At 46.3% G+C, this 14,286-nt stretch carries 13 protein-coding genes and 1 other RNA gene; 6 read left to right on the top strand and 8 right to left on the bottom strand.

The window, feature by feature from the left end; genetic code table 11:
• Positions 1-183, top strand: an RNA gene (gene rnpB, locus ACO59Y_RS01480) — RNase P RNA component class A; the annotation flags it as partial.
• A gap of 31 nt (positions 184-214) precedes the next feature.
• Here rnpB and ACO59Y_RS01475 read toward each other — a convergent pair.
• Positions 215-337 (bottom strand): hypothetical protein, encoded by a 123-nt coding sequence (locus ACO59Y_RS01475; RefSeq protein WP_486130010.1) that lies wholly within the window; start codon positions 335-337, stop codon positions 215-217.
• A 109-nt stretch (positions 338-446) separates the two neighbouring features.
• Between ACO59Y_RS01475 and ACO59Y_RS01470 the strand changes: the two genes are divergently transcribed.
• Positions 447-2,663, top strand: coding sequence for a TonB-dependent siderophore receptor (locus ACO59Y_RS01470; RefSeq protein WP_486130008.1), 2,217 nt, complete (start codon positions 447-449; stop codon positions 2,661-2,663).
• A 55-nt stretch (positions 2,664-2,718) separates the two neighbouring features.
• A complete protein-coding gene (locus ACO59Y_RS01465) occupies positions 2,719-4,479 on the top strand; it encodes an ABC transporter ATP-binding protein/permease (protein WP_486130006.1) in 1,761 nt (586 codons plus the stop codon).
• Positions 4,480-4,507: 28 nt separating this feature from the next.
• On the opposite strand, the gene ACO59Y_RS01460 is transcribed toward ACO59Y_RS01465, so the two are convergent.
• The 4 genes from ACO59Y_RS01460 to ACO59Y_RS01445 form a co-directional block, all read right to left on the bottom strand.
• The gene (locus tag ACO59Y_RS01460) at positions 4,508-4,864 is read right to left on the bottom strand and encodes a type II toxin-antitoxin system PemK/MazF family toxin (RefSeq protein WP_486130012.1); all 357 of its coding nucleotides are present in this window, start codon (positions 4,862-4,864) and stop codon (positions 4,508-4,510) included.
• Positions 4,864-5,133: an AbrB/MazE/SpoVT family DNA-binding domain-containing protein gene (locus ACO59Y_RS01455; protein WP_373604217.1), complete on the bottom strand. Its 270-nt coding sequence runs from the start codon at positions 5,131-5,133 to the stop codon at positions 4,864-4,866. Before ACO59Y_RS01455 ends, ACO59Y_RS01460 begins: the two co-directional genes overlap by 1 nt.
• A 274-nt stretch (positions 5,134-5,407) precedes the next feature.
• On the bottom strand, positions 5,408-5,764 hold the full coding sequence (locus tag ACO59Y_RS01450) for a type II toxin-antitoxin system PemK/MazF family toxin (RefSeq protein WP_486130004.1): 357 nt from the start codon (positions 5,762-5,764) through the stop codon (positions 5,408-5,410).
• Positions 5,764-6,033, bottom strand: coding sequence for an AbrB/MazE/SpoVT family DNA-binding domain-containing protein (locus ACO59Y_RS01445; protein WP_486130002.1), 270 nt, complete (start codon positions 6,031-6,033; stop codon positions 5,764-5,766). The genes ACO59Y_RS01450 and ACO59Y_RS01445 overlap by 1 nt, the downstream gene beginning before the upstream one ends.
• A 208-nt stretch (positions 6,034-6,241) precedes the next feature.
• Between ACO59Y_RS01445 and ACO59Y_RS01440 the strand changes: the two genes are divergently transcribed.
• Both ACO59Y_RS01440 and ACO59Y_RS01435 read left to right on the top strand, forming a co-directional pair.
• The gene (locus tag ACO59Y_RS01440; RefSeq protein WP_486130000.1) at positions 6,242-6,625 is read left to right on the top strand and encodes a type II toxin-antitoxin system RelE/ParE family toxin; all 384 of its coding nucleotides are present in this window, start codon (positions 6,242-6,244) and stop codon (positions 6,623-6,625) included.
• Positions 6,618-6,920, top strand: coding sequence for a helix-turn-helix domain-containing protein (locus tag ACO59Y_RS01435; RefSeq protein WP_486129998.1), 303 nt, complete (start codon positions 6,618-6,620; stop codon positions 6,918-6,920). Before ACO59Y_RS01440 ends, ACO59Y_RS01435 begins: the two co-directional genes overlap by 8 nt.
• 115 nt (positions 6,921-7,035) lie before the next feature.
• Here ACO59Y_RS01435 and ACO59Y_RS01430 read toward each other — a convergent pair whose 3' ends face one another.
• The 3 genes from ACO59Y_RS01430 to ACO59Y_RS01420 form a co-directional block, all read right to left on the bottom strand.
• Positions 7,036-8,163, bottom strand: coding sequence for a Fic family protein (locus tag ACO59Y_RS01430; RefSeq protein ID WP_486129996.1), 1,128 nt, complete (start codon positions 8,161-8,163; stop codon positions 7,036-7,038).
• Positions 8,164-8,301: 138 nt separating this feature from the next.
• Positions 8,302-8,592, bottom strand: a complete 291-nt coding sequence (locus ACO59Y_RS01425) for a type II toxin-antitoxin system RelE family toxin (protein ID WP_486129994.1) — start codon at positions 8,590-8,592, stop codon at positions 8,302-8,304.
• Positions 8,582-8,824, bottom strand: coding sequence for a type II toxin-antitoxin system RelB/DinJ family antitoxin (locus ACO59Y_RS01420; protein WP_373604222.1), 243 nt, complete (start codon positions 8,822-8,824; stop codon positions 8,582-8,584). Before ACO59Y_RS01420 ends, ACO59Y_RS01425 begins: the two co-directional genes overlap by 11 nt.
• Before the next feature lie 424 nt (positions 8,825-9,248).
• On the opposite strand from ACO59Y_RS01420, the gene ACO59Y_RS01415 reads away from it, so the two are divergent.
• Positions 9,249-14,286, top strand: a 5,038-nt coding sequence (locus tag ACO59Y_RS01415; protein WP_486129992.1) for an ESPR-type extended signal peptide-containing protein, incomplete at its 3' end; no start/stop codon positions are given.

Below are 14,286 nucleotides of genomic sequence, written 5' to 3'. Positions count from 1 at the left end.
AGCGCACCGTGCCGCCGGTAACGGTTGGCAGCAGGGTAAACTCCACTCGTAGCAAAACCAAGTAGGGACTCAAAAGGGGTGGCCCACCCTGAGTTCGGGTAGGTTGCTTGAACGGCGGAGTAATTCGCCGTCTAGAGGAATGATTGTCCACGACAGAACTCGGCTTACAGACCAACTCAAATAACCGCACTTTAGTTTGTTTTTTAGGAACGAATTAAAGTGCGGTTATTTTTTGCCGGAAGTTCGTCTGATCCAACGGCTTATTGAGATCGCGTTTCAACACCGCATTGAAGCCCGCCGGATAAGCGTCCAATGCGGTGCTGATTTCAATATTCACAGAATTTTTATGACCGGATAATTAATGCGAATAATTCCTATTGAGTCAGGCAATCGTTTTCGTTATACTTGCCGCCGTTTTTTTTACTCTCATTTTAAGGAAACCAAGAATGACTTTTAAACATAGCGTAATTTATACCGCGATTTTGGCGAGTATTGCCGGTTCCGCGTTGGCGCAGCCGCAAGAGCAAAAACAAGCAAAAGTCGGAGAAAATACGGAAATGCTGGATACGATTGACGTAAACGCACAGGAATTACAGCAAATCGGTTATCACGCTGTTGGAACTTCGTCTGTTTCGAAAGTAAATGTGCCGATTATTGATACGCCGACCACGGTAAATGTGGTGACAACAAAATTAATCGAAGATCGTAAACCGAATGATTTGATTGACGCCCTTTCCAGCGTGAGCGGGGTAAGCCAAGCCAATACGTTGGGCGGAGTGTTTGATGCGGTGCAAAAACGCGGCTTCGGCGGTAACCGTGATAATTCAATTATGCGTAACGGTATGCAAGCGGGGCCGTCACATAACTTCGGTGCGACCACGGAAACCGTGGAAGTCTTGAAGGGGCCGGCATCAGTGCTTTACGGTATTCAAGATCCGGGCGGCATTATTAATGTGATTAGCAAAAAACCGCAGCAAGAAAGTAAACACGTAGTCGGGGCGAGCTTCGGCACTCATAATATGTGGGGGACGCAATTCGATTCTACAGGCGGTTTAGGCAACGGTTTTGCGTATCGCTTTATTTACGACAAACAAGAAAAAGATTATTGGCGTAATTTCGGTCAGATCAAAAGTACCACTTATGCCCCGTCGCTTTCTTGGGAAAACGATAAAACAAAAGTTTTAGCGACTTACGAACATCTTGATTATACACAGCCGTTTGATCGCGGTACCCAATTGGTTAACGGCCACGTAGTGAATATTCCGGCGGAACGTCGTTTAGACGAGCCGAATAACCAAACCTATGGCAAAACCGACAATATTCAAGTAAAACTCGAACATAAGTTAAATGACCAATGGAAAATCAACTTTGCTTACGGTTATGCGCGCGATAAATATCATTATCGCCAAACCCGTGTAGTGGCAGTAAATACCAGCGATAGCGCAACTTTAACCTATCAGCAACGCAATGCGCGGGGCGTGGTAATTTATTCCAATCCTTTGGCACCGCGCACTGCATTGCGTCGTACCGAAATGCAAGCCGCCGATCAGCGCATTCATACTGCATCGGCCAATTTAATCGGTGAATTCGCTATCGGCGAAGTGGCCAACCGTTTTATCTTTGGACTGGATGCAACGCGCAACTATCGCACAACTGGGCCGGTTTATAACAACGGGCTATGGCGCACCATTAATATCGATCATCCGGTTTATACCAATCCGCCGGCAGTGGCAGCACCGGCAGCAAACAACTATCAGATTAACCATATCAAAACACTTGGCGCATTCCTTCAAGATACCGCTTACCTTACCGATAACGTTATCTTAACCGGCGGCTTGCGTTATGAATATTTTGATCAAGTAGCCGGACGGCACCGCATTGGCGCGACTTTCGTACCGAACACCAAACAACATGACGGCAAACTGCTTTATCAATTCGGTGCAGTTTATAAGTTGACATCAAACTGGGCGACTTATGCCAATTATGCGGAATCTTTCCGTCCGCAATATAGTATTGCGGATAAAGTGTCTTCGGACTTGGCACCGGAAAAAGGCAAATCCATTGAAACCGGTATGAAATACGAAAGCGCCGATATTAACGCCACCTTGGCTTTATTTAATATCGATAAACACAACGTTTCACAAACAGATGCAAACGGTGACGTTTACATCGCGGGTAAACAACGTTCTCGCGGTATCGAAATCGATATTAACGGTAACATTACCGATAAATTAAGCGCTTCCGCCACTTATACTTATACCAAAGTGAAAAGCTTAAAAGACGATAAATACGGCGATGCGGTAGGTAAACAATTAAATGGCGTACCAAAACATCAAGCGGCGTTATTCTTAAGCTACGATTTAGGCGAGTTTTTAAGCGGCCACTGGCGTGTCGGCACCGGCGCGCGTTATCTCGGCAGTTGGACGGCTTATAGTTCTAACTATAAAAAGGCGTATAAAATTCCAAGCGCCACCGTTTACGATGCCTATTTAGCTTACGAAACGAAAATTGCAGGTAAAAAAGTTAACCTTCAATTGAATGGTAAAAACCTATCCGACAAAGTGTATTATCAATCCACTTCCGGTAATGCGGATAATTACATCGTGCCGGTGTCTTTAGGCTATGGTCGTGAAGTAATGCTTAACGCAAAAGTGGAATTTTAATTAACTGCTAAAATTTAGGGCGAAGCTTTCGCCCTTTTTTCGTTTATGGAAATTTATGAACTGGCAAACCGAACTTAATAACAGTTTAAGCTGGCTTTTAAACGCCCTTTTCTGGGTGGTGTTGTGCTTTGTCATCAGCATCGCTGCCTTAAAACAAACCGCCTTCGGCAAAAAATTTTGGCAAATCGCCGCGCCCTCCGTAACGCGGCAAAACTGCCTCAAAATCATCGCGTTGTTACTCTTGCTATTTTTAATGATTTTGCTTGAAGTGCGCTTTAGTGTGCTTAACTCGTTTTTTTACAACGGCTTATATAGCGCAATGCAAGAACTCGACGCCGATAAATTCTGGTTTTTCGCCAAACTCAATGCGGTGCTGGTTTTAGTGCAAGTGATTCACTCCATCGCCGATTATTTTCTACGCCAAGTATTTGAAATCCGCTGGCTGGAAAGCCTCAATGCGGTGCTGTTACGACGTTGGTTGGAAAACAAAAAGTATTATCGCCTTAAATATGAACGTGAACTGCCCGACAATATCGACCAGCGGATCGAACAAGATGCACGCGAATTTATTTCCAGCACCGTACAAATTGCGCGCGGCGTCATCAATTCTGTTCTCACCACCATTGAATTCACCATTATTCTTTGGTCGCTGTCCGGTGTGTTAAGCCTATTTGGATTGAACATCGAAAAGGGTGTCGTCTTTTTTATTTATGCCTTCATCATTTTTGCTACGCTAATGTCCGTGTGGATCGGCCACCCGCTAATCAAACTCAACTTTAACAAAGAAAAACTCAACGGCGATTATCGTTATTCCCTCATTCGCGTGCGCGACAATGCGGAAAGTATCGCCTTTTATCAAGGCGAACAAAAAGAACGCATTTTCTTGCAGCACAAATTTGCCGACATTATTCGCAACCGCTGGGCGATTGTATTGAAAATGCTCGGCTTGGACGGCTTTAACACCGGCGTCACCCGTACCGCCAAATTGCTGCCGTTAATGTTGCAAGCACCGCGTTTTTTCAGCGGCCAAATCAAACTCGGCGATATGCACCAAACCGTACAAGCGTTTAACCGCTTAATGACCGCATTATCCTTTTTCCGCTTGTTTTACGAACAATTCACCCTTTACCAAGCGCGCCTAAATCGTCTGCACGGCTTTATGACCAAATTGGATGACCTAGATCAATCGGAAGTAAGCCGGCCTTACAAATGCTCAAATCGCGTAACATTGAAAGATTTCGGCGTAAAAGACGAACAAGGACGCCTTTTGCTTAACAACATTAACGTCGAATTAACAAATGGCGACGCTTTGCTGATTCAAGGCGCTTCCGGCACCGGCAAAACCACTTTATTGAAAGCCATTGCGGGAATTTACCCTTTTGAAACCGTCGGCATTGCTGAACACCCGTGCAGCGGCAGCCTGTTCCTGCCACAACGTCCTTATATGCCGCAAGGCACCTTGCGCGAAGCCATTTGTTATCCTGACATCAATCCGCATCACGAAGAACTGGAAAACATAATGCGGGATTGTTGTTTGGAGAAATACTTGCCCGCGCTGGATCAAGAAAACGACTGGCAAGCCGTTCTCTCGCCGGGTGAATTGCAACGCGTTGCTTTCATTCGCATTTTGCTCACCAAACCCGATGTCGTGTTTCTCGACGAAACCACCTCGGCACTGGACGAACCGACGGAACAATTACTTTATCAAACCATCAAAAGCCGCCTGCCGAATATGATTATTTTAAGCGTCGGCCACCGCGGCACCCTTCATCAATTCCACAACAAACAATTAAGTTTGGCCGTGTGTATTGTGTAAAAAAATTGCCCCAAATTTGGGGCATTTTTTATTCATCTTTTAAAATAGCTTCAATGATATCTTGCGTTTCAGATAAAACATAATCAGGCACAGATTCAATTTTTTCGGCGTTTCGATTCCTAAAATCAATTATTCGAGCTTGATATGCAACGATAACGCCTTGCGTTCTACAGCCGCTTCCGCTTAATGTCACGGCAAAGCCATTATTTCTGGCAAGCGCCGCATTGCCTTGTGTAATCGGGGCGATCATCATAAATCCTAATTTGTGAAATTCGCTACTGCTTAATACTAAAGCCGGGCGTCTTTCTCCTTGCAGTTCGTTTCCAACCACCGGATTTAAGCAAACAGTAATGATATCGCCTCTTTTAAATATTACGCCGGCCATTAAATTTCTTTTCCTCTCGGTGTGAGTGAATCCCATTCTTCAACAACGGGTAACCGTTCAAGTTCAGTCATGGCAAGGCGTTCACTTAATGTTAATCTTCTTTTTTTCTCCGGGGTATTCGGGAGAATCACCACTTTAATCGTATCGTGACTAATTTTTTCTAACTCTAAAAAATCGCCCATATTTAAATTCATTGCATCAGTAAAGTCCTTTGGTAAACGGATTGCCTTACTATTACCCCATTGTTTCACTTGTAGTCGCATATTCATAATTTACATTGCTGACAAAATTCAGCCTCTCCTCAATCGTTAATCCTTTAGTTTAGCCCTTTTTTAGTATCACTTAATGATACGTTTTAAGTATAGCCTTGTTTGCCTTGATTTCAAATTAAAAATTGTCCTGATTTACCCCAAAACCCCCAAATCCAAAACACCTCCAATGCGGTGCTCCCACGCAAGTTCAAATCAGCACCGCATTGAAGTCGCAAAGTTCCCGCAAAAAAAAAGCCGCAACGTGGCTTAATAGAATTTTACGGAGGAAAGCTTATTGCGGATCAATCAAATCCACCAGTTTCATCACCACCTCTTCGATCAAATAATCCTCTGCAATTGTCGCGAACTTAGCCTGACGCGCGGCTAAATCCAATGCCCTCACCTGATGGCAAAGAATGACCCCGGTGATCGTACCGGACGCCGTACTATTGCCCTCAAGTGCCACCGTCACATTTTGCGAACGTGCCACCTTTCCGCCGGTTGAAATAGGGCAGCACAACGCCGTACCCAATGCCCGATTTAACAACTCATCGGTCACCACAATAAAATAATGCGGCCGACGCAGCTCACTGCCTTTGGTCGGATCCGGATCGATATGCCAAATCTCACCTTTTTTCGGAACACGCATCAAATCATCTCCTTGCCCACGGATTTCGTCTCACTAAAATCGCTCACCGACGCATTTAGCTCGGCAATCTCTGCCGAATCAATCCCAGACAACAATTCCGACACCGTCTTTCGCCCGCGCGCCGCGCGTTTTACCGGTGTTAACACGATCTGCTCGCCCTGCGCCTGCAAATTAATTTTATAGCCGATCTGCCAACCCATCTGTTGCAAAATCGCCATCGGAACAGTCAATACCGCCGCCCCGCCTTGCTGTCTTAAAGTCGATTGCATCTGCTTCCTCCTAAAGTGTGATTTTGTGAAACATTATAGAATCGCTAAAAAATAATGCAATCACCCTCACTCCAATGCGGTGCTCCCGCGCAAGTTCAAATCAGCACCGCATTGAAGCCATTTTGTCTTCGCGACTCAAATTTATAGGGTAGTTTGTCGAGCCTGCGCAACCATGTTAATATAATGCTAAAGATGACAGAGAGGGCAAATGAGAATATTTAAAACCAAGGCTTTCGATAAATTTGCGCAGAAAAATCGGATTTCGGATCGTGAATTATATGAAGCCATCACCAGAGCTGAAGCGGGATTAATTGATGCGGACTTAGGTGGAAATATCATAAAACAGCGGTTGCCCGGCAATCAGCAAGGACGTCGTGGTGGGTACCGATCTTTTATTTTTTATCGCATTAATGAAAACTGCTATTTTGTTGCCGGAATCAGCAAAAATCAGCGCGATAATATCACCGCCAAAGAGCTCTCGGCATTAAAAGAATTAGCCCAAGAATATCTCAAACTAACGACCCAACAAATTTTAACGCAAATTAAACGCGGCTATTTTATTGAAATTTTTCCGGAGGTAACAAATGAGTGAAATTTTAGCCATGATCCACGAAAATGCGGCGGATTTATATGAAACGGGCGCAATAGATAAAAAAACGATGAAAAAATTCGATGAATTATGTTTGCCCGCCGTTCCGACCTTTAGCCCGGATGAAATCAAAGCGATTCGCCAAAATGCCCGCGTATCGCAAGCTGTCTTCGCCCATTATCTTAACGTCCGCAAAAATATGATTTCTGAATGGGAACGTGGCATTAAAAAACCAAGCGGTACCGCCCTTAAATTATTAAGCCTCGTCGAATCAAAAGGCCTTGAAGTACTTGCTTAACACCTCCAATGCGGTGTTCCCACGCAAGTTCAAATTAGCACCGCATTGAAGCCGCAAAGTTCCCGCAAAAAAAAGCCGCAACGCGACTTCGTTCAATAATTTGCCCAACGGCAAGCTAATCTTCGGCGGGTAATATTTCAGGCGACAACAACGTATAACTCACACTTCGTCCGCCGCCTTTCGCACGTTGCAAAATGCGTTTTTCTACCAAATCGGTTAAATCACGCAATGCCGTATCGCGCGAAACTTTTGTCAACGCCGCATATTTTTTATTCGTCAGTTTACCTTCAAAATGATCAAGCAAACGATTCAACACTTTTTTCTGACGTTCGTTTAACGAAAAAGCATGCCAATGGCGCCAATAACGATTTTTTATCAACACGTTTTCCAATGTTTCTTGCGCATTACGCATCGCATCAATCACCGCCTGCAAAAACCAACGGATCCACGCCGTTAGTGACACCTCGGCTTTTTGCGTTTGTTCCAAAATATCATAATAATCCGCGCGCACTTTTTGAATTTGCCCCGAAAGACTATAAAAACGAAACCCATGATTATCCGCCTTGGTTAATAAATAATCCGCAATTGCACGTGCGATACGTCCATTTCCGTCTTCAAAAGGGTGCAACGTTAAAAACCAAAGGTGGGCGATAGCCGCTTTAATAAAAGGATCAAGCCCGTTTTCATCATTTACCCAAGCCAAAAAAAGCGGCATTTCACTTTTTAGCCACTCGGCCGGTGGCGCTTGAAAATGAATTTTCGGTTCACCGAAACGACCGGAAATAACCTGCATCGCGCCTTCTCGATCATCGCGAAATTGCGCCACATGAATTTTTGCCATCCCGCTATAACCGGTAGGAAATAGCGCAGCATGCCAGCCGAATAAACGCTCAAGCGTCAAAGGTGTTTGATAATTTTCTACCGCATCCAACGTCATCTCCACCACGCCCTCGACCACGCGATCGACCGGCGTAACCCCGCCCGTCTCAATGCCCAAACGACGTGCCAAGGACGAACGAACGGATTGCGCATTTAAAAGCTCGCCCTCAATCTCACTGTTTTTCAGCACCGTCTCGCTTAACATCTGCAAACTGATCGCCGCTCGCTCGCCTAGCCCGATATCCCATAATCGCCCCAATAACAATCCCTGCCGATAATGCGCCTGACTTAATAAATCCGTCACCGCATCATATTGCCAATCCGTCCAATTTTCCTGTTGCCAAATATAGCTTTGCGTGTTCATACGGCAATTATTTCCTCTATTCGCCTTAAAAAATAAGGCGAATAATATAATTATTCACCTTAAAAGTCACCCAAATTTCACTCCAATGCGGTGCTCCCACGCAAGTTCAAATCAGCACCGCATTGAATTTTCTACGGGTTAAAAGAAAAGTCTTTCTTTGGCTTTATCGTAAGTTTCTTCTTTTTCTCGTTTTCCCACTGCCACAACAAAAACCACGACTTTTTCATGCTGAATTTGGTAAACCAAGCGATAGCCTAATTTTTTCAGCTTGATTTTATAACAATAAGGAAATTCTCTTAGACGGTTGGCCGGAATATCCGGGTTTATTAACACGGCCGCTAATTTCTTTTTGAATTGTGTTTTCACCGTTTCATCTAGCTTTTTCCATTCTTTTAACGCCCGCGGATCAAACTCCAATTCATAATTCATCTAAACTCACCTTAATCCCTTGTTGCGGATTTGCCAAACGATAACGCACCGTTTCCAATAATTCTTGTTCCTCATCCGTTACGCTGACAGACTTAATCGGCAATTTTTGATTTTCTGTAATATATTGAAAATAAAGACGAATCGCTTCACTCGGCGAAATATTTAAACGTTCAAGAATCGCATAAGTTTTTTGTTTCAATTCGTCGTCTAAACGAACATTTAGTGTAGCCATAATTTCCCTCATTTGTAATGCAAAATGTAATGCAATGGTAGTTTGATTTTATCTAAAAGTAAAAGGGTATTTATTACCGTACTATCAAATCAGCACCGCATTGAAGCCACAAAAAATCCTGCTTTGTTCCTTAAAAAATCGCAATGCATCAGATTGTTCTCGCCTCTGTTTACCGAAAGGCTGTCACCAAGCCTCAAGTGGCTGAAAGCAGAACCGATAACGTCATTTATCCTTACCCAAAACAGCCTTTACATTCCCCCAAAACTCCCATAGAATATCGTCGCTTTTTTGGCAGGAAAACGCTTGAAATTTCGCCAAAAAACACCTAAGCATAACGCTGTTTAAGTCTGTATAAAATACACGCATTTAAACGGCGTTTTGCCGTATTTTTTACCCACAACTTTATAAGAGGATGTGATTTTTAATGAACAAAATATACAAAATTGTCTGGAACGCCGCCCAACAAGCTTGGGTCGTCGTATCCGAACTCGCGCGCGGACACGTAAAAGCCTCCGCCACGAGCACCGCATTGACGGCCGTCGCCGCGGGCGTGTTGGTATGGACATTAAGCGCCAAGCCGGCCGAGGCGATAAAATATGTCGGTTCCAATGAAAAAGGCGAAATGCTTTTTACCGATTTTTATTATGAAACTGCCGGTGGAGAAAAGCTTTATATCGGTGATGGTATGGCTATGGGGGCGCATCTTTTTGATAATCGCGGTAGCTATGCTCAAGATACATGGTTAGTTACTAACACTACCTCAGCACAGCGTGATAAATATGGAAAGGCGTATGCAGATCTTTTTAATAGCATTCCAAATTCCTCCACGAGTGCAATATATTATAATTCTACGCTTGGTTTTTTTGAGGGAGATCCGACATATCAGGTAAATAGTCTGCCGCATACAAGCACCCCTGGAGATATGATCTCATCAAGTGCATTAGGCCTTACTATGTCGTTTGCTAATATTTCAGCTCACCTTTCACAAAATGTAACTGTTGATGCTGTAACAGGAATGGACTCTAAGGGATTAGCATGGAGTGCCTATCCGACAGGTGCTTCTGCCAACCAAGGTTTCGATCCAATAGGAAAATTAGGCACTCTCTATAGTACCGCGGGTTATTCTTATTTTCATGTTAACTCTAATATGACTGAGAATTTCGGCGGATCCACCACCAATCAACAAGCCACCGGCATCAACGCCATGGCCCTCGGTCCGAAAGCCTCTGCAGCGGGTAATCATTCTATTGCTCAAGGTGTGAACGCTAATGCCACGGGTAATAATTCTATTGCCACAGGGGTGAATGCTACTGCTACAGGAGCAAACAACACCGCATTGGGCGCATTTACAACAGCAAACGGTAGTCAAACTGTGGCATTGGGCTATGACTCGTCAGCAGATGGCTCACAAGTTGTGGCAGTATCGGGCAAGATCAGTGGTAATAATTCTGTTGTTGTTCAGGGGGTAGCAAATAGTTGGGTTGGCTCATTAGATCATACAGTGGTAATTAATGGTCAGGCAACGTCGAATAACGCCTCATACTCCACGGCGATTAATGGCTATGCTCATGGCGTGGCCTCCACAGCGGTCGGAAGTTTCTCAGGATATAACCCTTTCACCAGTCAAGTAGAGGCTGATAAAAGTATTGCTTATGGCGAAAATAGTGTGGCATTGAATTCCCAAGTTTATGGGGATAACCTGCTTGGTATTGGCTCACGAATCGGTACTGACAACGGCCGTATTGCCTACAATTTTGTTTCTAACACCACAGCTATCGGGATGAATTCCGAATCTTGGGGCGATGAAAACGTCGTATTAGGGGCAAATGCCGTAGCAGGTCGTTTTAACCACTCCTCAGTTTTTGATAAAGATGTCATGCAGGCCACCGCATTGGGGGCCAATACCTTTGCAAAAGGAAACGGCTCTCTTGCTGCCGGCTATAATGCTTCCGTTACCGGTAATCAATCTATTTCCGTTGGTTATAACTCCAACGTCACCGGCAACCAATCTATCGCTATCGGTGTTGGCAATATTGTGACTGGCCATAATTCCGGTGCATTTGGTGACCCAAGTATCATCAACGCTAACGCGTCTTACAGCGTGGGTAATAACAACACCTTAGCAAGCGGTCAAACAGATGTATTTGCGCTCGGTAATAACATCACAAACACCGCAAATAATTCTGTATTCTTAGGTTCCGGTAGTGCTTACACCGCCACAGATAATAACCTTACCGCAGGTGTAACCGGTGCAGTTGGCGTCATTTCCGTCGGCAACATCAGCGCCAATCAAACCCGCCGTATTCAAGGTTTAGCTGAAGGTTTAGTGTCCGCCAATTCCACCGATGCTATTCGCGGTTCCCAACTTTACGCTGCTATGCAAAATGCCGGCTCAAAATATGTTGGCATTAATTCCACCGTCGCCGGTAACAGAAATGGCCAAGGGGCAAAAGGCATTGATTCTGTAGCTTTAGGCCCGAATGCGACGGCAGGAACCACAGCAAGCGGCCATCGTGGCTTAATTGCTATCGGACAAAATGCTACAGCTTCCAACATATACTCAACACTTGATTCAGCAATCGCGATCGGTACTGATTCTCTTGCAGTATTAAATAACACAACAGCGATTGGGCGTCTTGCGAATGCAAATGGTGAAAGCTCAGTAGCGATTGGTTTAAATGCAAGCACGCATGGTTCTCTGTCGCTCGCTATCGGTTCTTCAGCCAGTGCTTGGGAAGAAAGTGTATCAATCGGTAGTAATAGCAGTACCAATAGAGTTGGCGTAGCGGTTGGTGGACGCTCATTTGCGGACTATTATGCTACCGCCGTAGGTCACAGTACGAGAGCCTTAGGCGCTAATTCTGCCGCGTTCGGGGTATATGCCAACGCTACTGAAATGTGCGCTACTGCGTTGGGTTATAGTTCAAATGCATTAGATGAGGCGGCACTGGCTGTCGGTCCGTATGCCAATGCAACTGCTTTTGGTGCTGTTGCATCAGGCTATATGTCACAAGCACACGGTATGACATCAGTGGCTCAAGGTGGTTGGGCAAAGGCACTCAATGATTATTCCATCGCGCAAGGCTATGCAGCCAATGCTTCCGGCCTAGAATCCACTGCTGTGGGAACAAACGCCACTGCAGCCGGCAATCAATCCATCGCTATGGGTTCAAACGCCACAACGCTCGGCCTTGAATCCATCGCCATCGGTAACGCTTCCAACGTCACCGGCAACCAATCCATCGCCATCGGCGTAGGCAACCAAGTCCACGGCCACAATTCCGGCGCATTCGGTGACCCAAGTGTCATCAACGCCAACGCGTCTTACAGCGTGGGTAACAACAACACCCTCGGCGCAGGCTTAACGGATGTATTTGCGCTCGGTAATAACATCACAAACACCGAAAATAATTCTGTATTCTTAGGTTCCGGCAGTGCTTACACCGCCTCAGATAATAACCTTACCGCAGGTGTAACCGGTGCCGTCGGCGTGATTTCCGTAGGCAATATCTCTGCCAACCAAACCCGCCGCATTCAAGGTTTGGCTGAAGGTTTAGTATCCGCCAATTCCACCGATGCTATTCGCGGTTCCCAACTTTACGCCGCTATGCAAGATGCCGGCTCCAAATACGTTGGCATTAATTCTACTGTGGCAGGCAACCGCAACGGTCAAGGGGCAAAAGGCATTGATTCTATAGCTTTAGGCCCGAATGCGACGGCAGGAACCACAGCAAGCGGTCATCGTGACTTAATTGCTATCGGGGCTAATGCGACAGCACTCAGTACGAATGCCACCGTCATCGGTGCTAATGCTAGAGGAGTTGCTGACAGCGCGACCGCTGTTGGTGCCGGTGCTAAGGCTCTCGATACTTATAGTATTGCATTGGGCGCTAATGCGTTGGCTAGTGAAGAACAGGCGATTTCAATCGGTAATGCCACGAGCGCAAGAAAAAGCGCTATAGCTATTGGTTCCAATATTTCGGCGGGTCGTTGGGGAATTGCAATGGGTGTTCAAACCACCGCTGACCAAAATGGTATATCGATCGGGAGAGAGTCAAACAGTTTAGATGGCGGTGTTGCATTAGGTTATTTGTCAAATGCTAATGCCTATTCTTCTTTGGCATTAGGCTTCACTGCAAATGTATCAACAGGCGCAGATGCCGGCATTGCATTAGGTCGCTGGTCAGGAGCTCACGCGAAAGATGCCATCGCCATCGGTAATTCTTCCCAGGTCAGCGGAGAGGCCGGGATTTCTATTGGTAACATGTCCAACGTCACCGGCAACCAATCTATCGGAATCGGCGTAGGCAACCAAGTTCACGGCCACAACTCCGGTGCATTCGGTGACCCAAGCGTCATTAACGCCAACGCGTCCTACAGCGTGGGTAACAACAACACCTTAGCCGCAGGCCAAACCGGCGTATTCGCTCTTGGTAACGACATCAGCACGACGACGAATAATTCCGTGTTCTTAGGCTCCAACAGCGCCTACGTCGCCGCCGGCACCAGCACCAAAGGCCTCAGCGCCTACGCCTCCGAAACCCTCGGCAGCGGCCCGGGCGCCATCACCCTGAACTTCTCAGGCAGCACACCGGCAGGCGTAGTGAGCGTCGGTGCAGTCGGCCAAGAACGCCGCATCCAAAACGTCGCGGCCGGTCTTCTGAGCAACACTTCGACTGACGCCGTAAACGGCAGCCAACTCTACGCCGTCGCCCAAGTGGCCTACAACGCCACCACCGAAGCCAAAGCCGCCAACAGCACCGCCAACGCCGCGAACTCCACAGCGAACTACGCAAATAGCACCGCATTGGCAGCCAACAGCACCGCGACTGCCGCGAACTCAACTGCTAACGCAGCGAACACAACCGCGAACACAGCAAACAGCACCGCAAACTTAGCCAACACAACCGCTAACAACGCGAACAGCACAGCAACAGCGGCTAACAGCACCGCTAACGCAGCCAACACAACCGCGAATACTGCAAACTCCACTGCGAACTATGCAAATAGCACCGCATTGGCAGCCAACAGTACCGCGAATGCAGCCAACACAACGGCTAACAACGCGAACAGCACAGCGACTGCTGCTAACAGCACTGCCAACGTAGCGAACTCCACAGCGAACTACGCCAACAGCACCGCATTGGTAGCCAACAGCACAGCGAACTATGCAAATAGCACCGCATTGGTAGCAAATAGCACAGCGAACTACGCAAACAGCACCGCATTGGCAGCTAACAGCACAGCGAATGCTGCAAACAGCACCGCATTGGCAGCGAACAGCACAGCAAATGCTGCAAACACAACGGCTAACAACGCGAACAGCACAGCGACTGCGGCTAACTCAACTGCTAATGCAGCTAACACAACAGCAAATACTGCAAACAGCACTGCAAACTACGCAAATAGCACCGCATTGGTAGCAAACAGCACTGCGAACTATGCAAACAGCACAGCTCACG

Source organism: Rodentibacter sp., from assembly GCF_057314195.1.
This window is presented reverse-complemented; position numbering and strand designations above follow the sequence as displayed.